At 67.7% G+C, this 22,165-nt stretch carries 24 protein-coding genes and 1 tRNA gene; 6 read left to right on the plus strand and 19 right to left on the minus strand.

All coding sequences use genetic code 11. The features are described 5' to 3' along the window. The first annotated feature begins 56 nt into the window (after positions 1 to 56). Both BHE97_RS06360 and BHE97_RS06365 read left to right on the plus strand, forming a co-directional pair. Positions 57 to 142: transfer RNA gene (locus BHE97_RS06360), tRNA-Leu, on the plus strand. Positions 143 to 281: 139 nt separating this feature from the next. Next, positions 282 to 1,550, plus strand: a complete 1,269-nt coding sequence (locus BHE97_RS06365) for a site-specific integrase (protein WP_087623195.1) — start codon at positions 282 to 284, stop codon at positions 1,548 to 1,550. 5 nt (positions 1,551 to 1,555) lie between these two features. Here BHE97_RS06365 and BHE97_RS06370 read toward each other — a convergent pair whose 3' ends face one another. Beyond that, the gene (locus BHE97_RS06370; protein ID WP_087623196.1) at positions 1,556 to 1,819 is read right to left on the minus strand and encodes a helix-turn-helix domain-containing protein; all 264 of its coding nucleotides are present in this window, start codon (positions 1,817 to 1,819) and stop codon (positions 1,556 to 1,558) included. Positions 1,820 to 2,492: 673 nt separating this feature from the next. On the opposite strand from BHE97_RS06370, the gene BHE97_RS06375 reads away from it, so the two are divergent. Then, positions 2,493 to 2,924 carry a hypothetical protein gene (locus BHE97_RS06375; protein WP_236757551.1) on the plus strand — a complete coding sequence of 144 codons (432 nt, stop codon included), beginning with the start codon at positions 2,493 to 2,495 and terminating at the stop codon, positions 2,922 to 2,924. Positions 2,925 to 3,156: 232 nt separating this feature from the next. Further along, positions 3,157 to 3,891, plus strand: coding sequence for a hypothetical protein (locus tag BHE97_RS06380; protein WP_087623198.1), 735 nt, complete (start codon positions 3,157 to 3,159; stop codon positions 3,889 to 3,891). A 437-nt stretch (positions 3,892 to 4,328) separates the two neighbouring features. On the opposite strand, the gene BHE97_RS06385 is transcribed toward BHE97_RS06380, so the two are convergent. Next, the gene (locus BHE97_RS06385) at positions 4,329 to 5,204 is read right to left on the minus strand and encodes a hypothetical protein (RefSeq protein ID WP_140399997.1); all 876 of its coding nucleotides are present in this window, start codon (positions 5,202 to 5,204) and stop codon (positions 4,329 to 4,331) included. Positions 5,205 to 5,442: 238 nt separating this feature from the next. On the opposite strand from BHE97_RS06385, the gene BHE97_RS06390 reads away from it, so the two are divergent. After that, positions 5,443 to 5,901: a hypothetical protein gene (locus BHE97_RS06390; RefSeq protein WP_087623200.1), complete on the plus strand. Its 459-nt coding sequence runs from the start codon at positions 5,443 to 5,445 to the stop codon at positions 5,899 to 5,901. A gap of 143 nt (positions 5,902 to 6,044) precedes the next feature. Here BHE97_RS06390 and BHE97_RS06395 read toward each other — a convergent pair whose 3' ends face one another. From BHE97_RS06395 to BHE97_RS06410, 4 genes are all read right to left on the minus strand, one after another. Continuing rightward, positions 6,045 to 7,358: a hypothetical protein gene (locus BHE97_RS06395; protein WP_087623201.1), complete on the minus strand. Its 1,314-nt coding sequence runs from the start codon at positions 7,356 to 7,358 to the stop codon at positions 6,045 to 6,047. Then, positions 7,358 to 7,654 (minus strand): hypothetical protein, encoded by a 297-nt coding sequence (locus BHE97_RS06400; RefSeq protein ID WP_087623202.1) that lies wholly within the window; start codon positions 7,652 to 7,654, stop codon positions 7,358 to 7,360. Before BHE97_RS06400 ends, BHE97_RS06395 begins: the two co-directional genes overlap by 1 nt. A 114-nt stretch (positions 7,655 to 7,768) precedes the next feature. Beyond that, the gene (locus tag BHE97_RS06405) at positions 7,769 to 8,323 is read right to left on the minus strand and encodes a hypothetical protein (protein ID WP_087623264.1); all 555 of its coding nucleotides are present in this window, start codon (positions 8,321 to 8,323) and stop codon (positions 7,769 to 7,771) included. A gap of 5 nt (positions 8,324 to 8,328) precedes the next feature. Beyond that, the gene (locus tag BHE97_RS06410; RefSeq protein WP_087623203.1) at positions 8,329 to 8,751 is read right to left on the minus strand and encodes a single-stranded DNA-binding protein; all 423 of its coding nucleotides are present in this window, start codon (positions 8,749 to 8,751) and stop codon (positions 8,329 to 8,331) included. A 99-nt stretch (positions 8,752 to 8,850) separates the two neighbouring features. Between BHE97_RS06410 and BHE97_RS06415 the strand changes: the two genes are divergently transcribed. Beyond that, the gene (locus tag BHE97_RS06415; protein WP_087623204.1) at positions 8,851 to 9,153 is read left to right on the plus strand and encodes a hypothetical protein; all 303 of its coding nucleotides are present in this window, start codon (positions 8,851 to 8,853) and stop codon (positions 9,151 to 9,153) included. Positions 9,154 to 9,159: 6 nt separating this feature from the next. Here the strand turns inward: BHE97_RS06415 and BHE97_RS06420 are convergent, their stop codons facing one another. The 13 genes from BHE97_RS06420 to BHE97_RS06480 all read right to left on the minus strand — a co-directional run bounded on the left by BHE97_RS06420 (position 9,160) and on the right by BHE97_RS06480 (position 21,857). Next, on the minus strand, positions 9,160 to 10,923 hold the full coding sequence (locus tag BHE97_RS06420) for a TraM recognition domain-containing protein (RefSeq protein WP_087623205.1): 1,764 nt from the start codon (positions 10,921 to 10,923) through the stop codon (positions 9,160 to 9,162). After that, positions 10,920 to 11,429 (minus strand): hypothetical protein, encoded by a 510-nt coding sequence (locus tag BHE97_RS06425; RefSeq protein WP_087623206.1) that lies wholly within the window; start codon positions 11,427 to 11,429, stop codon positions 10,920 to 10,922. The genes BHE97_RS06420 and BHE97_RS06425 overlap by 4 nt, the downstream gene beginning before the upstream one ends. Further along, complete coding sequence (locus BHE97_RS06430; protein WP_087623207.1) at positions 11,426 to 12,481, minus strand: ArdC family protein; 1,056 nt, start codon at positions 12,479 to 12,481, stop codon at positions 11,426 to 11,428. Before BHE97_RS06430 ends, BHE97_RS06425 begins: the two co-directional genes overlap by 4 nt. Further along, positions 12,478 to 14,016, minus strand: a complete 1,539-nt coding sequence (locus BHE97_RS06435; RefSeq protein ID WP_087623208.1) for an ATP-binding protein — start codon at positions 14,014 to 14,016, stop codon at positions 12,478 to 12,480. The genes BHE97_RS06430 and BHE97_RS06435 overlap by 4 nt, the downstream gene beginning before the upstream one ends. Beyond that, a complete protein-coding gene (locus BHE97_RS06440; protein ID WP_087623209.1) occupies positions 14,013 to 14,255 on the minus strand; it encodes a hypothetical protein in 243 nt (80 codons plus the stop codon). Before BHE97_RS06440 ends, BHE97_RS06435 begins: the two co-directional genes overlap by 4 nt. A 51-nt stretch (positions 14,256 to 14,306) precedes the next feature. Then, positions 14,307 to 15,752: an SCO6880 family protein gene (locus tag BHE97_RS06445; protein ID WP_087623265.1), complete on the minus strand. Its 1,446-nt coding sequence runs from the start codon at positions 15,750 to 15,752 to the stop codon at positions 14,307 to 14,309. A gap of 14 nt (positions 15,753 to 15,766) precedes the next feature. After that, a complete protein-coding gene (locus BHE97_RS06450) occupies positions 15,767 to 17,038 on the minus strand; it encodes a type IV secretion system protein (protein WP_087623210.1) in 1,272 nt (423 codons plus the stop codon). Positions 17,039 to 17,044: 6 nt separating this feature from the next. Then, on the minus strand, positions 17,045 to 17,359 hold the full coding sequence (locus tag BHE97_RS06455) for a DUF6112 family protein (RefSeq protein ID WP_170931301.1): 315 nt from the start codon (positions 17,357 to 17,359) through the stop codon (positions 17,045 to 17,047). 66 nt (positions 17,360 to 17,425) lie between these two features. After that, positions 17,426 to 17,719, minus strand: a complete 294-nt coding sequence (locus BHE97_RS06460; RefSeq protein ID WP_236757552.1) for a DUF6112 family protein — start codon at positions 17,717 to 17,719, stop codon at positions 17,426 to 17,428. A 22-nt stretch (positions 17,720 to 17,741) separates the two neighbouring features. Further along, the gene (locus BHE97_RS06465) at positions 17,742 to 19,334 is read right to left on the minus strand and encodes a M23 family metallopeptidase (RefSeq protein WP_087623211.1); all 1,593 of its coding nucleotides are present in this window, start codon (positions 19,332 to 19,334) and stop codon (positions 17,742 to 17,744) included. Between the two features lie 9 nt (positions 19,335 to 19,343). Beyond that, a complete protein-coding gene (locus BHE97_RS06470; RefSeq protein ID WP_087623212.1) occupies positions 19,344 to 20,018 on the minus strand; it encodes a hypothetical protein in 675 nt (224 codons plus the stop codon). A gap of 29 nt (positions 20,019 to 20,047) precedes the next feature. Continuing rightward, the gene (locus BHE97_RS06475) at positions 20,048 to 21,028 is read right to left on the minus strand and encodes a ParB N-terminal domain-containing protein (protein ID WP_087623213.1); all 981 of its coding nucleotides are present in this window, start codon (positions 21,026 to 21,028) and stop codon (positions 20,048 to 20,050) included. Beyond that, positions 21,021 to 21,857: a hypothetical protein gene (locus tag BHE97_RS06480; protein WP_087623214.1), complete on the minus strand. Its 837-nt coding sequence runs from the start codon at positions 21,855 to 21,857 to the stop codon at positions 21,021 to 21,023. Before BHE97_RS06480 ends, BHE97_RS06475 begins: the two co-directional genes overlap by 8 nt. Positions 21,858 to 22,165: the final 308 nt, after the last annotated feature.

Raw genomic sequence — 22,165 nt, forward strand, 5'->3', positions numbered from 1 at the left:
TCGCTGGAGCTATTTGGTAGTGTTCTCGACGCACCACGGTTCCGGTTCGGGACCACGTCCGGGTGGCGGAATAGGTAGACGCGCTAGCTTGAGGTGCTAGTGCCCGGTTACGGGCATGGGGGTTCAAGTCCCCCCTCGGACACACCTGTGAAGTGGCCCCTGATCTGCGGAAACGCAGGCGGGGCCACTTTGCATTTGCGCCCAGGGGAGCACCAGGGGAGCACATGCGGCCCAGCGGGATGCACCGATGACACCTAACCAGGGTCAAAGGAGCACCCGACATGGCATGGATCGAACAGCGGCACCGGACCGACAGCGGGATCTCAGTGCGGGTCAAGTGGCGCCTCGGAGGGGGCCGCACGGGCCCGTTCCAGATCGAAACGTTCAGCGCCGGCACCGACGCGCAGAACCGCGCTCGCGCTGAGGGTTTCAAGAAAATGGTCGAGGCCGCAGGTGGCAACTGGCCCGACGGCTGGGTCAAGGGCGAGGGATTCGTACGTTCGCGCGACGACCGCTACGTGCCGCCGCCGCCCTTCGCCGAGGTGGCCGAGGAGTACGTGCGACAGATCGTCGACCTGTCGCCCGGGCAGCGCAGCCGGTACCTGTCCCAAGTGCGGGTGCTGAGGGAGACGGAGGTCCGCGGCATACGGATCTTCAACCGACCCATCGACGCCATCACCGAGAAGGACATCAAAGCCTGGCTGATCGACTGGGACCGATCCATCAAGACCAAGGCGAACTACCACGGGCTGCTCTTCGGCATCTTCACCTACGCCCAAGAAGAAGGCCAGGTCGACGTCAACCCTTGCGCGCGCACCGCGCCCAAGCGATCGCGAATCCGCCAATCCCAAGCCGACCTGCGATTCCTGACCGAGGACGAGTTCCGGATCGCCGCGCAACTCGCCGCCGACGCCAAGGACCTGCTCACCCTGACGGTCGGCACCGGGCTGCGATTCGGGGAGGTCACCGCCCTGTGGTGCGGCGACATCGATCTCGAGCACCGAACCATCCGCGTGAACAAGGCCTGGAAACGCGACGGCGAGGATGGGGAGACCGAGACTCCCGGATGGCTCAAGAAGCTGGTGCGACCCAAGCACGCCATGCGCGGCCATCACCTTGGCAACCCCAAGACACCGAAGTCACGCCGCACTATCACGATCGCCCCGGCCCTGGTCGAGCTCCTGCGACCCCTCGTGGAAGGCCGGCTCCCGGATGACATCGTTTTCACCTCGCCGACCGGACTCGCCGTCCACAACAGCGACTTCTACGAGCGCGTGTGGCAGCCTCTCAGTCTCGATCTGCAGGAGTCGGGCATAGCGCCGTTCCGGTTCCACGACCTGCGCCACACCCACGTCGCTTGGCTCATCGCCGGCGGCGCACCACTGCCGCACATCCAAGCGCGCCTGGGCCACGAATCGATCACCACCACGATCGACACCTACGGTCACCTGCTGCCTGCCGGCGACGAGCTGATCTCCGAAATCATCGAGACGGCGCTCACCGGAGGGCGCATCCGGCCGGTCATGCGGCTGGTGCGGGGCGATCGGTGAGGCCGTCACAGGTGCGAACGCGCACTCGACGCGTGCCGGAGGATTGCAACCTTTGACGGATGGTCGAGCACCGGCTGCTCGCCGGCCACGATGAGCTCCTCGAGGTCAGCAGGACGGAAGCGCACATGCTTGCCGATCCTCGTACAGCGGATTCGTCTCGCGCGGACCGCGTCTGCGACCCAGCGCTGCGGAACGTTCAAGTACGCCGCAGCCTCGGCGACGGTCAGGAGATGGACGTTTCGACGGTCTTCAACGGGCTCGGCGGTCATGAGCAGGCACCTTCCAAGGAAGTGGGTCCGTGACAGCGGACGCAGGGAGCTGTTCCCATTCCGTAGGTGCTCCGTCACTTCGCCCAGCGTGCCCAACGCGGTGGAATGCTGCAGGGCGCTCGCGGTGCCGCAGATGTGCTCGGTCGAAGCCGCCTTCGACTAGGGAGACTTCTCGTCTGGCGACGGGCGGGCGCGGACAGCGCTGCGCTCGACGCGAAGTCGAGTTGCTGGACGATCGCGTCGGCGATGTGTTTGCCGTGACGCGCGGCCTGATCGCCATACCAGTCCCGCAATGAAGGGACGCCCGGGACACCAAGGACGAGGCAGAAAGCGACGAACCTCCGAATGTGACGAGCCAAAAGCCCGGCCTAGGCGGCGAAGTCGAATGCGCCCACGCAGCAGTTTCTTCAGACCCCACCGGCACTTTTGTCCGGCTGCTGCAGCGACGGCCTCGGCATCCCGTCAAAGGCAGGGCAAGGACGCGGAGTGGATCCAAAGCCGACGCGAATGGACTCCGCCGCTCGTGGTCGCCGGGCAGCCTCGGTGTGATCGTTCGGGTCCGGACCGTCCTTTGACGTGCCAAGGTTCGTGCATGGCTGTTGCGCGCAGACGATCATGAGCGCTGGGCTGGCTGTCTTTGCTCCTGCTTGTCCTCGGAGCGTTCGCCTTCGTGGTGCCGATCGCCATCTCCATGCAGGCATCCGATGCTACGAGCGTGGTTCTGGAAGAAAAGCCGATTCAGGTCCAAGCGCCAAGCAGCCAGACGTGGGGAATCTACTTCAACGACTCAGACAACAGCGGCTACGGCCATTCGTGCCGGGCCGCCGACGAATATGGTCAGCCGATTGAGCTTCGAGACCCGGGCGTCACATTTACGACGTCGGATACCGAGATGCTCGACCTCATCTTCACCACCCCTCCGAGCGGTCGGTTCACGGTCCAGTGCGACGTACAGAGCGCTGTCGCGCGGGTGGCTCCAGCAGAAATCCAACGGACTGTCTTGTCGGCACTCGGCGAGGCGGCGCTCTTGGGCATTGCTGGAGTGGCCGTTGGTGTCGTATGGCTAAAGAGCTCACCGGCTCCGGAACGAACCTTTCCGGCCTAGAGCTCAGGACCGGCTACTGCCTTCGCGGCGGAAGGACCCACCCGCCGTTGAACGTCGACCGGCAACAGTCCCTTCCGGGGTCAAGACCCGTCTGCAAGACGAACCCGTTACCTGGCGCGAACGTTCGCGGACAGCAGTCCGGCGCGGGTCGTTGAGGACCTGATCCCATTCGATCTATTCAGGCACACCTCGTGCTGATGTCGCTCGGTCCGGTGGATGGTTTGCTAGGTGGGTGACGGACTTCGAGATCCCTAGCCCCGTCGGCAATACCGTCGAGGGCGACGCGAGTGCTGATTGCCCGGTGCCCCTGGCGCACGAACGCTTCTCAGAAGCGCATTGGTTCATGCATCAGATGATGACGAACTACCACACCCCACTTACGTTCCGTTTCTCGGCCAACGCCTTCTTGAGCGCACTGAAGTCAGTTGTTGACATGCTGCGACTCGACCTCGAACGTGCCGGCCAGAATGAGTGGCGACGCGCTCGGTTCGAGGCTCTGAAGGGCGATTCCGTGTTCGCGGCCTTCTCGCACGGTCGGAACATCGTGCTTCACCAGGGTGCCCTCGTTCAGAGCAGCCGAGTTGAGGTGAACCTGTTCAAGTACAACCGACGGAAGCTCAGTTTCGGGTGGGAGCGAAAGTCAGACGAGCCCAGCGCGAACGTGTTGGAGCGCGTCCGGGCGACCAACCTCCTATTTCCCGACGACCGCCGCCCGGAGGGTGAGCAATACGTCGTCCGGAGGATCTACTACGAGCCGAAACTGAGCGCGGACCACGACGTGCTCACAGCGAGCCACATCGCGTGGACCGTTGTTGGCGCGTTCCTACGCGACGCCCACAACTTGCTCGGTTTCAGCTTCGACGATCACGATGATGAGCACTCCGCAGACCACGATGTCGAGCACTGGTGGGACTACCGAGAAACGGACGCCTACCCCGAGATTCTCCAGCAGTGGGGCTGGGCCTGAACGTTCTGGTTGAGAAGTCGTGTGTCAGCGGTTCTTCTGCGCCTCGCAGCGTCTCTCACTCCACGGATGCTTGATCGGGATTCTGGCAGGGTGAACTCGATCGAGCACTGCCTGGGGTGGACGCCGAACTTCTTGGGGAGCGCGTTAGGCGAGAGCGGCCCAGTTCCCTACTCGTCCAGGATCTGATCCCACTGGGACTGTGGCAGGCGGACCTGCGGTTGGAGGGCTTGACTCGCTCGTAGCGGACAACGCGGGTGACGGGCACGCCCGCCTCGGGTCTCTCAATCTCGGTCCAGACCGATTGGGCCATCTTTCTGTCAACTGGGCCGCGCCTCAACGATCACTTGCGGTGGAGTGACGGACGCCGGCTGTTACCTGACAGCGGCAGTCCCGACTGTCGCGGACCGCATCGGCGAATCCCCACACGACGCGCGCTATTAAGGGCGGCTAACGAGTCCAGACGTGAACCAATGAACGAGTGTCACCGCCAGAGAGACCGCCGCTTCCGCCTCCGACTGGGCTACGTCTCGGATCGCGCCCTCTGGCGTCGCGTGTCGCTCCTGTCCCTGCCAGAGCGTCTCTAGCATCGCTAGAAGGGTCTCGCCCGGCGCCCGGGATTTCCCACCCAGGCCACCGACTGACCACACCGAGACCGTGTCCCGAACATGACCGATCGCCTTACCGAGCGTCGCCCCCGCGTCCTTCGGAATCGTCAGCGGCAACACGCACGCCTCGACCGCTTTCACCGCTTCGCCGTAGGCCTTCGAATAGTCCGGGCTCGGCGAGTAGCACGCGTTCCACGCTCCCCTGATCGCCCTCGCCGCATCCGTCTCGCCGCTGGCTGCCGACTCGACGAGCCCCCTCGTCTCCTCGCTGACGCGGCGCTCAAGCCCCCAATAAGGCGTCTCCACGACGCGCCACGCTGAGCCACCTTCGGCGAGGATGTTCTCCAACCAGAACGGGATGTTCTCCGCTCCGCTCCGCGCTGCTGCTCCCCATCCACCCCGAAACTCGATCTCACACTCGCGGAGGACAAAGTCGACGAGGTCGATCCGATCGTCGTCGTCGTCGACCTCGTCCCAGTAGTCGACGAACCTCGAAGCGTACGCGCCTGCGTAGTGGGGGAGAACCACCCTCAACACACGCTCCGCCTTCTGCGCGTCGAGTCCATGTGAGGCCGAGCCGAGCCACTCGCGAACCGAGGGCGCAAGCCACGTAGGGAATCCCTCGACAACACTCGCCAACTCCTCCGCGCGCAGCGCCGACCTCCGCGCGGAAATTGGCCTCCACACGCCCGCTTCCGCCTCACTCATGTCCGAGAGCATAGGAAACTCTTCTAATACCGCTCGGAGGCTCGCGGGCGGACCGTGCCGGGTGCACCGGCGTGGGCGCCCCTCGCGAACAACTCAAGCAGGGGCCCACCGGGCCGACCAGCGCAAATATTGGACGTGCTGGCCCAGCGTTCCTGACACGACACAGCCTCGCCCTTCCAGGTATCGCACCGACGAGGAGCGAGGCCTCTCGTCGTCATAGTCACGATAGCGTCGACGCATGCCTGAAGCTCTATGGACGCTGCTGGGCGTCGCGATCGGTGCCGTTCTCTCTGGCGTGTTCGTCGTCGTCGCCGCAATCCTCGCAAGTAAGAGCGCCGACGCGGATCGCGAGGAAGCCCGAACTGAACGTCTCTTTCACGCTCGGCGTGTCGCCTATGAGGAGTTTCAGTCGGGTGCTCGGCTAGTCGTCGAGGCAGTTTGGAAGGCCCACCGCGAAGGGGCTGCTCAACCTGACTTCGATATCTTGGACGACGTCGTCCGATCGCTCGGAACGGTTCGCCTCTACGCCTCGCCAGGGACGACCGACGCCGCCGAGGGGCTACTACGAACCCTCGATGAATACGTCGCGAGCGATATCGCCGACGCCCCATCGGCCGATGCGGTGAGCGCCGCCTACCGGTGGGCCGACGAGTCTTTGAATTCCTTCGCGGCGGCAGCACGCCTCGATCTCACATAGTCGGCTCATGCCTGCGTGTCTTCTCAACGTCGTGGGTAAGCACTAACCTCCCCGACCTCACCGACGTCGACGGAGATGGCAACTGCGGAGGTGTGTCTTTCTGGGCGGAATAGGTCAGCCACAGGCGGATCGGGAGCATGTGGTCAGACCGCTGGTGCGACGGGACCTTGCCCATCGCCGGAGCTGCGGGGACCGAGTGCTGCATCGAGTCGAGTTCGGCTCTGTTGCGAATCGGTTGAGCGATCATCAGATCGCCTCGGGGCTCGAAGGTGTTCCCTAGCGAAAGCGTCGAGACCGGCCGCGGCGGTTGATCGGACGGGGATGTACTCCGCCGCCGGAACCTTGACGAGCGCAGCGGATCGGCTGTCCATCTCCGGCAGCGGGACGCGTTCGAAGAAGAGTCGTTTGCGTGTTCCTGCTTCGATGATTCGGCCGAGGCGGACGTCGATGTGCCTCGAGAGCGCCAAGAGCTTCTGCAGTTGCGGCTCGTTGTGCAGGTCGTCAACAGTCAACTGTTTGGTTCGATTGGCGGCGAGGTACGCGTGGGGTACGGCGGGTGTGCCGTGGCCAACCTGCCCGTAAAGGTCTCTCGTCCAGCGCTGAAGGAGTTCGTACTTCTGCTCGCGGTCCAGCCACGCCTCGCGGAGCGCGGTGTCCTCCGGCGCGAGGCCACCGATTGTCCTCGAGACGATCAACTGGGACGCTACGATGCGGCGCAGGTCGCGGGCATCGGGGATCGAACTGAGAGAGACCAGCAGGTTGTGGTGTGCGTGGAGCACGCCGGCGAGGCCGGGAGGTGCCGGTTCCTCGATCAGTTCCAGCGTCCGCCGCCATCCACGGAGGTCGACGCTGTGGTCGGTCCCGTGGGACTCGGCGAACGCGATGCAGCGTTCCGCGGCTTCCTCCACGCGGAGCGCATGGCCTAGTTGTCGCCAGCCGGGGATGTTCGCGTAGCGCTGATCCAGGACGATCAAAGCCCGGGTGACCGTCGCCGCGTCTTTCAGGACGGTTCGGACTTGTTCGGCGCGCAGGGTACTGAAGCTGATGTCTGCGCCGAAGTCGTGCTCGCCGAGGCTTGCGGCCCGCGCGGCGGCTTGCCATGCGGCGAGCATCGGGTAACGCTGTGGGCTGTTCAGTTCCTCGATGGTGGGTCGACGCATTGACAGCCGCACCCACTCGTCCAGTCGCATCTGCAGTTCGGTCGCGGGTGACCTGTCGCGCCGGTCTGCCAGCGGGACGTGGGGGCTGGGGTCGACGGCGCGCACGGCTTCGAGTGCCCAGACGAGGACGGCGTGGCGGTAGCGTCCGAGTTGAAGACCGAGCAGGCGCCGCTCTGCTGGCGTGGTGGTGACCGGCAGGGTGGGGATTCCTGGTCCGCCGATCCGGTGTTGGATGCGGTGTTGGCGCAGCAGGATGGCGAGCTGTTCGCGGATGACGCGGGTGTTCTCGCCGTACATCAGCCGTCGTCCCTCGCGCGGGCGGCGTCGAGCATGGACAGGACGAGCTCGAGTTCGAGGGCGTCGACGCCAAAGCCGGCGAGTTGGTCGATCGCGGTCTCGGCGATGCAGAGGAGGACGTCGCGGGCGTCGTCTATCGCGGGGGTGATGCCTGGTGTGACGTCGTGGTGGGTCCAGTCGAGCTGCAGGAGGGCGCGCTCGTACTCCAGAGACGCGTCACGAGTATGGGCGCGGTCGGCCAGAGAGGCGATGGCTGACCGGGCCTCGGCGAGTGCGAGAGCGTGAGCCAAGAGCATGAGCAATTCCTTTCGGTCGCGGGTAGTGAGACCACCGTGTGTTCGTGAGACCCAGGTGGAGTCGGCTGCGTCCTGGATCTGTGGAGAACCCGACGCCGTTGGCACCGGGGATGGTCAGGTCCGGCCGCCGAGTTCCACGTGGCGGCGGGTTTCGACGTCGTCGAGGACGAATTGGACGAAGTCGGCGTCGCGGTCCTCGACGACGGATTCGATCGCCGTGACGGTCGCCGGTTCGCCAGGCCAGACGGTCTGACGGGTGGGCCGGTCGCGGTCGAGCTTGGTGCCGCAGGTCGATACCCATTCGCGGAGTCGGTTGCGGGCGTCGGCGAAGTCGCGGTGCCAGGCGAGGGGTCCGGAGGGGGAGCCGTCCGGGTCGTAGGAGTTCAGCCAGTGCTGGTGCAGCGCTGACAGCTCCCAGACGAGCTCGTCGTGCCGATGCCAGAACGGCGGCACGACGGTCGGTGGGAGTCCGTAGGTGTGCCGGAGCCAGTTGACCCAGGCGTTGAGGTCGAGCCATTCGGCTTCGGCTTCGTCCGCAGTGAGCAGGTTCCAGTTCAGCGGCCTGACCAGTGCGTCGTCGAATGAGGTGGTGGTCTGGAACGGTGGGTCGTCGAACTCGCCGTCGGTGAACAGCGGCTCCTGGTCGACGTAGTCGTGTGCGGCGCTCATCGTCGTCACAGCCCCACGGCCGGTGCTGGGGAATCGGTGACGGCCATCTGGTCGGCGGGCGGGTCGGGCTGGTGGGTAGGGGAGCGGTCGACGCTGTAGCGGGTGCGGGCGCAGTCGTGTCCGATGCGACGGGCGACGAACTGCTCGACGGTGCGGTTGTCCTTGTCTCGCTCGTACTGGTGGACGTAGCCGGAGGCGACGAACTGGTCGCCCACCCGGAGCCGGGAGTAGGCGCGTTCGGCGGTCTTGTTGAACATCACCAGGTCGGCGAACGTGGGCTCGAGTTTGGTGAACGTTCCGTCGGTCTCCTTGCGGAACTGTTCGACGCCGACTCGCGCGTAGAACCGGGCTGCGCCGGTGCCGGTGAAGCTGAGTTCGGGTGCGGTCGCGATGAACCCGTGCAGGCTCACTTGGGTGGGAATCGTCATGGTGCACTCCTGGTCGCTGTCGGTCTCGACGGACAGGTGCGCCGTCGTCGCCTAGGCCACCAGTCGAACAGGTGTTCGAGTGCGGCGTAAGGTGTCGCCATGGGTGCGAATCCGGGGCGGCGTGATGCGTGGCCGGCGTACCGGTCCGTGCGTTTCGTCCTGATCCGCCGGGAGCGGTGGCAGTTGCCGGCTCGGGGGTTGGTGACTGGCTGGCGCCGTACCCGACGGGGCGGCTGGGAGGCCAAGGTCGTGTATGTGGTCGACGACCCCGAGCGCGTGCAGACCACGTTGTCGTTGCACGTGGACTGGGTGCGAGCCGAGCGGCTGGTGCCGGTGTGGGCTGATCCGAACGCTGCACCTGCGCGAGCCGATCGCCAGGATGTCGCGACCCAGGACTATTGACGAGGGTCAGCGGCGACGCAGGGTGGCTTCGATGTTGGCGCGCTGTTCGGTGAGACGTGCGGCGTCGGCCCGTCGGGTCCAGCCGCGCAGCTCGGTGACCAGGGGTGGTGCGCTGCGCAGGAGCACGAGTGCGGTGCCGAACGGCAGGGTGCGGATCGTCTCTGGTGGCAGGACCGGGACGCGGCGGGTGGATCGTTGCAGGGACCGTGAGCCGTAGTCGCCGACTGAGACGGTGTCGGTGTTCTCGTCCCGTTCGCCGATCAGTGAGGACAGGTCTCGGAGGTCGGCGGCCGAGGAGCTTCCGCCGAGGATGACTTTGACGATGGACGCGTCCCAGATCGACCCGGCGGCGTGGGCACCCCACTTGTCTCTGGCTTGGGACAGCGACTGCAGCACGGGGATGGTGGTGATGCCGGTGCCGCCGCCTTCGGCCATGAGCACCGGCAGTGATGGCAGCGGGGACAGGTTTCCGATCTCGTCCAGGGCGAGCAGCAGTGGCGGGTCGAGCCTGGCGCCGGGGGATGCGGCGGCCAGATGGCGGGCGGTCTCGACGAGGTCTTCGATGAACGCCGCCACCAGTGACCAGGAGGCGCCGGCTCCGGCGCCGGTGGCGAGCAGGTACAGGGTGCCGTTGCTGGTCAGGAACTCTGCCGGGTCGAAGTGCTCGCCGGGACTCGGTGTGACGGCGTCGAGCACGCGCGGGTCGGCCAGGCACGACAACGCCAGCGAGACCCCCATCCAGATCGAGTCACGGGTGCGCGGGTCGGCGTGGATCATCGACTCCAGCGAGTCCGCCCACCCCGCGGCGGCTGCGGGGTGACTGGCCAAGATGGCGACGGCATCGGACGCGGCCGGCGGCGACAGTGTCCAACTGAAGAGCTCGCGTGCGGTGCGGCCATCCAGCGCGGCGGCGTGCAGCAACGCCTGCAGCGCGGTGCGTGTCTTGCCTTCCCAGAACCCGCCGGACTCCACACCGCCGGTCGACAGACCGGTGGCTGACGCGAGGCCGGCGGCGCGGATCATCGCGGTGAGCGGGTCCTCACACCCCCGGACCGGCGACCAGCGCAACCCAGCCGGCAGACCCGCGGCGAGCCCCTGCGGGTCGAACACCGCGACCGGGCCGCGGGCTTCGCGGGCGCGGAGTGTGGCGGCGATGTTGTCCGGTCGTGTCGCCGTGGTGATCACCGCGCCGGGGGCGTCGAGGATGGCGTTGATCACCACGTGCAGGCCCTTGCCGGAGCGTGGTGGACCGAGCAGCAGGATCGAGTCCTCCACCGACGCCCACACGTCCTGCCCGTGCGCGCGGCCCAGCAGATACCCGACGTCGGCCGCCTTCGGCTTGTGCACCGAGGGGCGTAGGGTGCGGGCGCGGACCAGGAGGGCTCGGCGCGATGCAGTGGCCTTGACGTCGGCGCGGGTCGCGACGCCGGCGAACCTGCGGGGGTCGTGCCGGGTCCGGTGCCGCCACGCATTGATCCGGCGCCACACCACCAGCGCGCAGGCGACTACAGCGGCGACCATTGCGGCCGTCACCGACCAGAACGCCCAAGGCGAGAGTTCGCCGGAGCCGAGCGCGGCGCCTGGATTGCGGGGGTCAGCGAGCACTCCGACCGCCCCGGACCACCCGACGGCGGGCGTGTCCGCCCCGGTCAACCAGGCCGTCACGCCCCCGGCGAGACGCAGCACCGCAGCGACCACGCCAAGGACCGCGACGGCGACCAGCGCGAGGTTCACCAAGCCGTCGTCGACCGACCTGCCCCGCTGGTTCACGCCGCACCCTCGACCGGCGGTGAGACCGCTGGAGCCGGCACGATCAGCAGCTTGCTGCCGTGCGTCGCGAGCAGCGACGGTGGCAGGTGGACCGTGACGGTCCCGTCCGCGTCGGCGGTCTGGTGCGCGACGATGACCACGACTGCCACCGGCGCGTGGGGCGTGAAGCCGGTCGCGGTCAACGTGTCGACCGCAGTCGGGGGTTCGGGCGCCGGGTCCTCGATCGGAGGTTGGTCGTCTGGGGTGACGATGTCGGTGAAAACTGCGCCGTCGGTCTCGCGGACTTCGACGCGTACGGGACTGGCCAGGTCGGCCGCGATGCTCGTGATGATCGGTTGAAGGTCGGACCGTTCCCAGGTCTTGTCCGTCGCGTAGGGCTCGGCGTCCAGGCGGACGTCGAGGTGCCCTGCCTCGTCGACGGAGACGGTGACCTGCGGCAGCACAGGTGGCACCTGCAGCGACGGCCGTTCTACACGTCGGTACGACAATGCAGCGTTGATGCTCATGGCGTCGTCACCTCCGCGACCCGGTTCGAGGCGGCCGGTGCGGTGAACTCGGGCTGCGGTGTCGAGAGGGGCTTGTGGTCGAGTCCGGGTGGGTTGCCGTCCCCGAGCTGCGTGGTTGGGAGCGCGTCGAGGATCGTGATTGCTGCGGCGCGGACGCGTTCGGCGGTGGATCGGACCACTTCGTCGGGCGTCTTGTCCGTGACCGTGGAGGCCCATGAGCTGACGTAGGGGACGGTGTACGTGCTGGTGTCCAGGCCGTGCGCGGCGGCGACCATCAGCGCGACCGATTCGGCTTCGACTTCCGCGACACCCCGATGCAACATCACGTCCGCGTTGTCGCGGCGGTGGAGCATCACGTGGCCGAGCTCGTGCGCCAGCGTCTTGACCTGTGCCGCGTCGTCCATGTCCATCCGGACCGAGACCTCGCGGGTGGTGTAGTCGGTCAGTCCGTTGGCGCCACCGATCGCGGTGGCGGTCGACACGAGGCGCAGCTCGAACTGGTGGGCGGTGATGAGGTCGGCCAGGCCGTCCCAGAGTCCTTCCGGCGCGACTCCCCGGAGCAGGGTCGCGCGAGGTTGTTCCGGCAGTGGTTCCCCGTTGGTCTGGGACACGTCCCACACGTACGTCGGTCGGAGTCCGACCAGCCGGGACCGGACGGCCTCGCCGGGAGCTGGGCGTTCGCCGCGGGCGAGACGTCGCCATGAGGTGGAGTCGCTGGGGGAGGGCGATGCGAACCGGGCCGTCACCGGGGCGAGGATCCCGTAGCCGCGTTGTCCCTTGTCGACGTGGCGGCCCAAGGTGAGCCACTGGCGGAAACCTGCCACGTATGTCGGGATCGGTTCCGGTACTCGCCCCTCATCGAAGGCGGTCTGGTGTTGGGCGTAGATCAGCATGGTGTTGTTGAACGACCGGGCCCGGAACCGAGCGGCGAACTCCATCGCCCGTTTCCAGTCGTTACTGGTGACCAGGGAGGCCACCGCGTCGGTCAGGCCCCGCTGGAGCGCCTCGAGCTTCGCGTCGCGCGCTTCCTGATCCCGTGCCGGCTTGCTCATCGGTCACCATCGCCTTTGGTCGTTGCCTCGCTGTTCAGGTGTCTGGGCGATGACGCGTTCATCCGACCGGCGGTGTCGAAGAGCGCCAGCTCGGCCGGATGGAGTTGGTGTTGGACGACGAACGAGCGGTCCTTGATCCGCCACAAGGCCTGCCCCGTCCCGAGCGTCGGAAGGAGTGCTTGCTCGGTTCCGGTGAGCCCGAGAGCAGCGGCGGTGGACCCAAGTTGATCTGACTCCTGCCGGTACACGATTCGGGTTTCGGCGTTCGCCAACAGGCTGGAGGCGAGGGCACGCATGGCCGAGCCGTGGTCGCCGACGTTGTCCAGGTCCGAGAGCTTGTGGAAGATCAGCATGTTGGCGATCCCGTAGTGGCGGGCCAGTCGCCAGTGGGCGTCCATCCGCTTCAGGAGTGCCGGGTGGGCCATCAGGCGCCACGCCTCGTCGTAGATCACCCAGCGCTGGCCACCGTTCGGGTCGAGCAGGGCCGACTCCATCCATGCCGACGCGCATGTCATCAGCACCGAGATCAGCGTGGAGTTCTCGGTGACCCGGGACAAGTCGAGCGAGACCATCGGCAGCGTCGGGTCGAAGCGCACGGTCGACGGTCCGTCGAACAGTCCCGCCAGGTCGCCGGCCACCAGCCTGCGCAGGGCGTGACCAGCCAGGCGGCCATCCTCCGCGAGGCGACCGCCGGGGTCGGCATGAGTCGCGGGTGACAGCAGCCGGTCGACGACCATCGGCAGCACCGGCACGTCCGATGACGCGACGGTGTCGTCCAGAGCCACGTCGATCGCCGTGTGCTCCAAAGGAGTGAGCCGGCGCTCCAGGACCGTCTCGGCCAGAGCGCCGAGGAGATCACGGCGACGCGCGGCGAGCTGCGCGGCCCACTGGACGTCGTCGACGCCCGTCGGACGGTGACCAGGATCGAGAGGGTTGAGGCGGTTGACCATCCCGTGACCGAGCGCGATCGCCCTGCCGCCGACGGCTTCGGCGACGGCTGTGTGCTCGCCCTTGGGGTCGCCGGGGACGTAGACGCGACGGCCGAACGGGATCGAGCGCGTGTACAGACTCTTGGCCAGCGACGACTTCCCGGCACCGACGATGCCGGCCATGACGACGTTGGGTGCGGTGATCAGGCCGCGGGCGTAGAGCACCCACGGGTCGTAGACGAACGAGCTCGCGCTGTAGAGGTCCTGGCCGATGAAGACGCCGTCGCTGCCGGTGCCGCCTTCGGCGAGGAAGGGATAGGCGCCGGCCAGGGTCGCCGAGGTGTCCTGGTGACGCGGTACCCGAAGGCGACCTGGTGTCCGCAGGGCCTCGGCCCTCGCCTCACCGGACCGCGGCAGGATCTCGGTGTCGCGCCGCTCTTGCCGCAGTGCTTGGTACTCGGAACGATTTGCGGCCTTTTGGTCAGCACGGGCCGTTGTGACCCGCTTGGTGGCGGCCACCTTTCGCGCTCGACGGATCCGGCGGCGTTCGCGTCGTGGAGTGACCAGGACGGCGCTGTGCACGCGGCCGGTGGCGCGGCGGCTCATCGCCTGACCCCGGTCCAACTCGCGGGAGCGCTGGTGCGCGCACTGCGGCGACTCGACGCGTTCTGCTGGTGATGGGATGCGGTGATCTGGTGCAGGGACTCGCTCAGCGGTTCGGTGGCGGCAGTGAGCGATGCGACCGTCGTGTCGGCTTGCTCGATACCGTCGAGCTGTGCGGTTTCTTTGGTGAGTGCCTGCAGTGCCTGTCGTGTTGCATCGTCGTCAGCCGTGGCATCGTTCATGCCGGTTGCCTCCTGAGACCTGATCGATAAGTGGGTGGGGGACTGTCGTTGTCAGACGTGGCGGCACAGCGGCAGGGCGGCGGCGCAGAATGCTCGCGCTTGCTGGCCCCAGAGCCGCCGGGTCTCGCACGAGGCTTGGATCGCGGCCTGCTCGACGTCGGCGACCGCGCGCTCGAGCTCGTTAACGTCCGGGGCGCTGAGGGTGATCAACCCGGTGAGCCGCAGGACGCCATGGCCGGCGGTGAGGTCGGCCTCCTGCGCGAGGACGTCGGTGTACTCGGCGTGTTGTTGCGCGTCCTCGATCTGGCCGATGCGTTGGCGTTGTGCCGCGTCGGAGATGTACTCGGTCTTCTTGCGCCGGATGTCGCGGGCGGCCTGATCGGTCCGCATCGGTGTGTACAGCAGCGTGAAGGTCCGCCGGATCCCCGAGGACAGCAACACCGGCGCCAAGAATCCTGGATAGACCAGCGACCGGGGCCACTCGCTAATCCAAAGCACGCAGTGGTGCGCCGAGTCGCTGCGCACGCTGCCCCATTCCTCGCTCACCGCGACCGGACCAGCCGTCGCGAGGTCACGGCCGGCGTCGCCGTGGCGCTCCAGCGCCGCCGCCACACCCGGGTCGTAGGCCGAGCGCAGGATCACCGCGAGATCGCCCGGTCCGAGCCAGTCCGTCGGTCCCAGATCGGCTGATCGCAGCGCCGAGGTCAGCGTCGACATCTCCTGGCGCAAGACCTCGGCCGCGCCGCGATTGCCGCCACCAGCAGCGCGGATCGCCCGCGCGGCTGACTTCAAGTCGATCGACAGCGAGACGGTGCTCGCGTGCCGCTCGCCGGCAGGCCCCGCCCGACCAATGAGTTCGTCGTAGACGGTCGAAGCCCACGTCCCGTCGTGCTCGCCATGACGGGTCCACCAGTCACTCAATCCGCGCCCGGAGTCCGGGAGGGTCCGCTCACAGACCTGCAGCGCCGCGACGCGGCCGGACCGGCAGGCTGTCGCGAGCACTCGCCCCCACCCGAGCACTCGCCGATGTTGCTCCGCGGGGTCGAGCAGGATGAACGCCGGATGCGTCACCGCCACGACGGCGGTCAGCGTGGCGGCGTGCGGGTCGTGCACCATCACCGCGCCGGTGCCCGGGTCGACCCATTCGCGCAGCCGTGCCGCGTCACCTGGCAGGGCCAGCGTGCCAGCGGGACGCGGGCGCACGACCTGGCGCCGGAACAGCAACTGACCGCCCGTCGCGTGCCACAGCCACACCGCGACGATCGGCGTCCACTCGACCAGCTTGCGGCCACCGATCCCGACGAACGCCAACACGACGCACGCGCCCACGACGGGGACAGCAATCAGCAGCGGCGCCGATCCGCCGGCATAGAGCGCGACCACCAGAACGACGGCACCTACACCGACCGTCGCCAGCTGAGGAACCGACAGTCCGAGCAGAACCCCGCGGCGTGAAAGGCGGGAGAACTTGACCGGGCGCAGGGCCGCCTCAGACATGTCGGTCATGGCACTCACCGTCCGCCGGGCGAGTCGACAACAGGCACGGCCGCGGTCGGCGGGGGCGGGGCTGATGGCGGGGGAGTGCTGGCGTGGGCCTGCTGGGTCGCTGCGTGACCGACCGCTCGGCCGACGCTGCCGCCGCCCTTGGCGACTGATGATGCGGTGGTGGCCGCGGTAGCCACCACACCGACCGGGCCGGCCGCGGCCGCGGTTTGGCCGCCGCCCATGCCGGCCTGGCCGGCCGTCGCTGTCCCGGGCTTGGGTCCCGGCGACGGCGTAGGTGATGCGGGGGACGTGCCTGAGCTTCCGCCTCCCAAGACGGCGGACGGTGCCTGGCCGAATCTGCGATTCAGGGGGATGGGCACGGGCCGGTTGAGAGCGGATTTGGCTTCTTGTTCGGCGGACATTGCGTGGTGCATGTCGAATCCCATGAAGCCGATGGCCTTGTAGGTCAGGTACGGCGCGAACCCGGCCATGAGCATCAGCACCACGCCGGAGATGGGTTCGCTGACCGACCGAAGGTCGCTGTCGATGGGCGCGGAGACCTGCGCGGTCGCGAGCAGGAAGATCACGACCAGGACGACCTTGGACAGGATGAGGGCGAGCACGAACGCGGCCCACTTGGACACCCAGCCACGGGTCTGGTCCCAACTCGCTCCAGCGAGCGCGACCGGCGCGAAGACGATCGCGATCAGCAGCAGTGCCTTGCGGATCAGCAGGCTGATCCAGACGATGACCGCTGCGCCGAGCGCCAGACCGGCGACGAGGATCGTGATGACCGCGCCGGCGCCCGGGGCCGCGACCTGCAGCGAACCGATTCCGCCGGCGAGCAGGGTGATCCGTTCACCCATCGCGTCCATGTTGGTGCCGGCGGCGTGGACGATGCCGATGCTGATCCGGTCGGTGATCTCCAGCGCCGTGGCGATCAGAGCGAGCGCGACGAAGGACCCCAGGATCGACTTCGCCAGGCCCAGCGCCGCTCGCGACAGCGCCGCGGGTTCGCGGCGGATCATCCCGCCGATGACCTGCAGCATGAAGAACCCGAGCATCACGAACACCGCGACCCCGAACAAGATGTCGTACACCTTGGTGAACTGGCCGGAGGTGACGTCGACCATCGTGGTGGAGTCGAAGACCGCCCAGACGGACTCGAACATCCACGCGGCCGCGTTCCCCATGCTCACGGCGAGCCAGTCGAACGGGGCGGCCACCAGACTCGCGGCACCTTCACCCGCGGTGGCGCAGACCGCGGAGATCACCGGGACGTCACACACATCGGCCATGGCAGATCAGACGGCCTGGCCGACGTTCCAGAAGAAGTTCACCAGCGCGACTGATGCGCCGGTGACGATCGCTGCGCCCAGCCCGACCAGCACGCCGAGCTTGCCGCGCCCGGCCAGGTGCGGGTTGGACGAGTTCGAGCCGAGTGCCCACACGATCGCCGAGATGACGACCGCGAGCACCGCCAGGATCAGCCCGACGGTCATCGAAGCGCCGACGATGGAGCTGAGCTGGCGGATCCCGGGAAGCCCATTGGAGTTCGGGTTGATGTCGACGTTCGCCTGCAGATGGGTTGCAAGTCGAGTCGGGTTGAGGTGAAGCACGGTTGCCTCCTGGCGGGTTGGGTCCTGCTTCACAGGTGCGCAGAGCGCCCGGTGGTGCGCGATGGGTCAGAGCGTTGCTCCGAGATCGAGGAGCCAGTTCGCCCAGCTGAGCGCGCCTCCCGTGAGTACGGCTCCCGCGAGCGCGACGACGATCCCGGTCTTGGCCTTGGTGGCGGCGTGCCAGCTGCCTTGCGCTGAAGCGAGTGCCCACATCGCTGCGCAGACGACGACCATCAGGATGGCGGTCAGCAGGCCGTAGGCCAGCAGGGCCCCGACGAGGTGGCGCAGCGTTGAGGACGAGCCGATTGCCCCGAAGTCCGGGCTGGCCAGCGTAGGCGCGAAGGAGAGTGGATGGGTCACGTCATGCAGGTGCGCGCGCCGGTCAGGAGACCGTGACGTGCAGGTGATCGTAATGCCCGCCGGTGACGGATCGGGGGTCGAACGTTCCGCCGCCGTCATAGGGCCGCCATCCCTCCGCGGCGCGTCGGACGGACCAGATCCGGCCCTGCCAGATGAGGTACTCGACGCCGAGCTGCTCGGCGTTCGCCTTGAGCCAGTTGGTCGTTGTCCAGCCAGCATTGAGGGCGGCGCCGGTGGCGCGGGTGCCGATTGAGTTGCCGAAGGTGCCGTCGCAGGCGCGACCGGCCGAGTGGTCATTGTCGTCTGGGTTGCCCGGTCGCCAACATGCCCAGGATGAGGTCGGGAAGCGTTGCTCGATCTGTGTGAGGACGTGCGCGGCTCGTGCCGTGATCCGGCCGGAGGTCGTGGGGTCGTCGACGAGTTGGCCGGGGTCCGCTCCGGCAAAGCTCTCGGCGTCGTCCGTCGGTGGACCGCAGCGCGCACCCGTCTCGGTCGGGTTTGTTTCGAGTTCGGAGGCGCCACCGGCGGCGAGCCACGGTTCGGGGTCGCTTGGTGCGGCGTCGGCGCCACCTGGGCGGACTTCGAAGTGCAGATGGGCGCCGGTGGAATAGCCGGCGACGCCGACGTCAGCGATGCGCTCACCGGCCGTCACCCGGTCACCTACCCGCACGTGAATGCCGTCGGCGTACATGTGCGCGTAGCCGGTGGCGACGCGGCGGCCGCCGACGGTGTGTTCGATCATGATCAGGTTCCCGTACCCGGTCGCCGGGCCGGCGAACGTGACGCGGCCGTCCGCCGCGGCCAGGATCGCGGTTCCGGCCGCGGTGGCGTAGTCGGCGCCCGTGTGGAGTTTGTACTGACCGGTGACCGGGTGCCGGCGCATCCCGAACCCGCTGGTGCGCACCCACGTCCCGCGGGGGAGGGGAAACACGACACGGCTGGACTCGGGCTCGCTGGCCGTGGCGCGGGACGCGCCGGTCAGCGTGTCGATGATGCGCGTGGCGACCGGTTCCCAGGTCGCGTAGCGGTCGGGGTATCTCGACACCTCGACGGCTTGGGCCGCGGCACTCTTGGACATCGACTCCCAGCCGCGAATGTCGAGTAGGCCACGCGGTGACCCGTGGTTCGGGCCGGACGGGCCGCCGAAGAACGCTCGCGCCTGATAAGTCGGGTCCATCAACTCGGGAACTCGTCCCCAGCCGCTGCTGGGCCGCATCTGGAACAAGCCGAGGCTGTCGTGATCGCCGCCGTCGCCGTCGTTCGGGAACGACCGTGAGCCGGGGTGGACGATGGAGTTCGCGAGCATCCGCAGGCCCGACTCCGTCAGCGCGGCCATCAACGCGATGGTGATCCCGTCGCGGCCGACGCCGTCCAGACGGCTGCCGACCTGGACGATCGTCGCTGCGTGGGTGAGTTGCTGGCGGTTCAGCCGGACTCGCGTGCCGTCCGCGGTCTTGGTGTCGAGATGGTCCGGTACCGGGCCAACCCTCAGGGTTGATTCGCCTGTCATGCAGGAGGCCTGTGCAGCCGGGTTGACGAGCAGGCCGACGCTCAGCAGGACGGCCGCTGGTCCGAACAGGACCGAGATCAGTGCACTGGCGAGCAGGACTCGCATCGCAGCGTCCTACTCGAGCGGGTCGTCGAGACGCGACAACCGCAGTAGGTGGCAGGTGGGATACGTCGGGGCGCAGACGACGAAGACCGTGAACGCGACCGGGTGCTTCGACCTCACCAGGTCGCCCTCCCACGAACCCGCGCGATGACGGATGCCGCGGACCGTGAAAGCGGCAGTGCCCGGTGCGAGCTCCCCGCCCGCCTGCTCGATTGCGGTGGCCCACAGTTCCGGTACCGCGACCGTTGTGACCTCGAGACGCTGCTGGGTTTGGTAGCGGCGCAGATCCACCCAGGCGTCGTGGGTCGGGAGATACCCGGCCAGGTCTGAGACGAGCCCGGGGGAGGACTCACCGGTCGGGTCCGCGATCGTCAGAAACGGCTCGATGAGCTCCGCGGGTCCCGACGCGGTCCGGGTGTCCCACGCGAAGATCGCGGCGGCGACATCGCGCACGAACTGCCGCGGATCGCCATTGCGGGGAACGGCCACGGCCGGCCGGACATCGGCGTTGCTGGGCGCTGCGGAGGACAGGGGCACTGTTGAGTCGCCGGGACGCGTGGTGGGCTCAGACGGTCGGGAGTCGAAGCTGATCGCGATGGCGCCGAGCATCAACGCGACCGACACACCTGTGGCGGCCAAGACGAGCAACCGTCGGGGATGGGGGCGAGTCAGGGTTGGACTGAGCATGGTGTGGCCTTCGGTAGAAGTGGCACCACTCAGGTGGCCGCTTCCGCCCGGAGCGCTTCAATCTCACGCGCGAACTCGGTTGATTCGTCCAAGACGTTGCGGAACAGCTGCCAGTCGTCGTCCTTAAGCTCCCGGGCGAGTTGTTCGGCGTCGTACCGACCGGTCCAGCCCAACATCTCGGCCCACAACAGAGTGAAGGACCGCGGGCTCCGCTTGATCGACGCGAGACTTGCGGCGCGCCGGGCCTTGTTCTCACGGGCACGTCGCCGGTCATCTTCCTTCGCTCGTGCCAGAGCGGCAGCGGCGATCTCATCGAAATCGTCAGCGGGCGTGGGTCGTTGCTCCGCCGCCCTCACCACCGCGCGCACCCGCTGGTAGCTCGGATCGACTGCACCACCGTTGCGGATCCGTTCGAGCTCGTCCTCGGCGACCTTGCGGACATCCGCCGGACGGCCACGATCCGCCGCCACACGCTCCATCTGCAGGATCTGCTCCAACTGGTTGTAGGACGCCCGGTGCGTAATGAGTTCGGCGGCTTGTCGGCGCACGTCCCCGTGGCCGCGCCCCGGTGCCGCCGATTCGGCATCACCGGGTTGACCTGCGCAAACGTTGTTTTCGCCGCCGAACCTCGTGGCCTCTTGGCGACGGGCGGCGTCTTCGCGCAGCAGCGTCTTGACTTCGTCGTAGAGCGCGGCTGCTTCCAGGGCGGTGAGCGGCTTGTGGGTGGTGTTCTCATCTCGTTCGGCCAGCAAGCGAGCCAGGTCATCAGACAGCCCGGGCCGCACCCACACCCGAAGGGTGCGCCACCCGAGTTGCTTCACCGCCTCCAGGCGGCGATACCCGCAGATGAGCAGGCCATCGGGGGTGATCGTGATCGGTTGCAGCAGGCCGACACGTCCGATCGAGGTCACCAATGGCGTGAGGTCGCCGGTGGTGTGGCGGTGCCGGACGCCTACCCGGATCGAATCGGTCCGGCGCTCGAGCTCGATATGGCCTGCGGTCTCAGACATGAGCGTCTCCCGTCGCCGTCGGCGACGAGTCCCAGATGATCGCGGTGACCTCGTCGTCGCAACACAACTCGGTGAGTTCTTCACCCAAGCAGAGTCGAAGCAGGATCCCCCGTCCCATGCGGGTGCCGGCGAAGTCTCGGCGCGGATCGCCGAGCACGACCCGTAACAAGCGGATCCATGACCGTTGATCCAGATCGAGCTGGTTGCGGCCTTTGACGTCGCGGCGAAGGTATTCGTAGGCGCGCTGGCGGTCACCGCAGCTGCTCAGTTGGGCGCAGACGTACTCCAGCGCCATCCGGGCCGCGGCCGGCGGCCATCCGTTCTCGGCGAACAGCTCAACCGCGCGGTCCAGTGCGACGAAGGAGTTGGTCGACTCCTCGGCGCGATCGTCGTCGGTGTCGGGACAGGGCTCGGTGTCGCGGATGTGGAACGCGGGATGGAACTCGGCCAGCGCTCGCTCGCGGTCGCTGAACCGCTCCGCGTCATGGCAGTCCGCCAGCTCGGGGCGCCGAGCCGCTTGGTTCGAACACAAGAGTCCTTGCGCACGTGCCTCGTAGATCAGCGTCAGCTGCACGGCACGAGTGATGACAGCCCACGTGTCGTCCGCGACCCGGGCCGACCTGGTGCGCATGACGTCGAAGGCGGCGGCCGCGGCGTCAGCCGGCTCCAGCCCGTACTTGCGGGCCAGCGCGCCGTACTTGGTCGTCAGGAAGTCGACCAGCTCGGTGGCCTCGGCCTCGTCCTGCCACGCGCGTGGCCCGGAGTAGGCGAGCCGGAGCAACAGGAACCTCAGACCCTCCGTGGACTCGAGATTCGTATGCGCAGTCATAGCGACCGCTCCTCCGTCCGGTCACTCGGGCGAGCCGATTCGCCCGGCGTGGCCGATGGCCATGGGCGCCCCAACGCCGAGACTCGCGACGCGACCGCGCTGGGAGCCCGGCGTGCCCGACGCGCCAGTTCGCCCTGCAGATCGATCCCGCGCCCAGCGACGCGCGACCCCAGCACCGCGTGCAGTTCACTGACGCGCACCCACGCGATGGTCCGACTCTGTCCACTTCTCGACGACGAGTGACCAGGCGTACCCGGCATCGGCGGTTCGGTGCGCGTGGCAACATCCGTGCTTCCATCCGGAACAGG

This window comes from Aeromicrobium sp. PE09-221, from assembly GCF_002174305.1.
Classification (GTDB): Bacteria; Actinomycetota; Actinomycetes; order Propionibacteriales; family Nocardioidaceae; genus Aeromicrobium.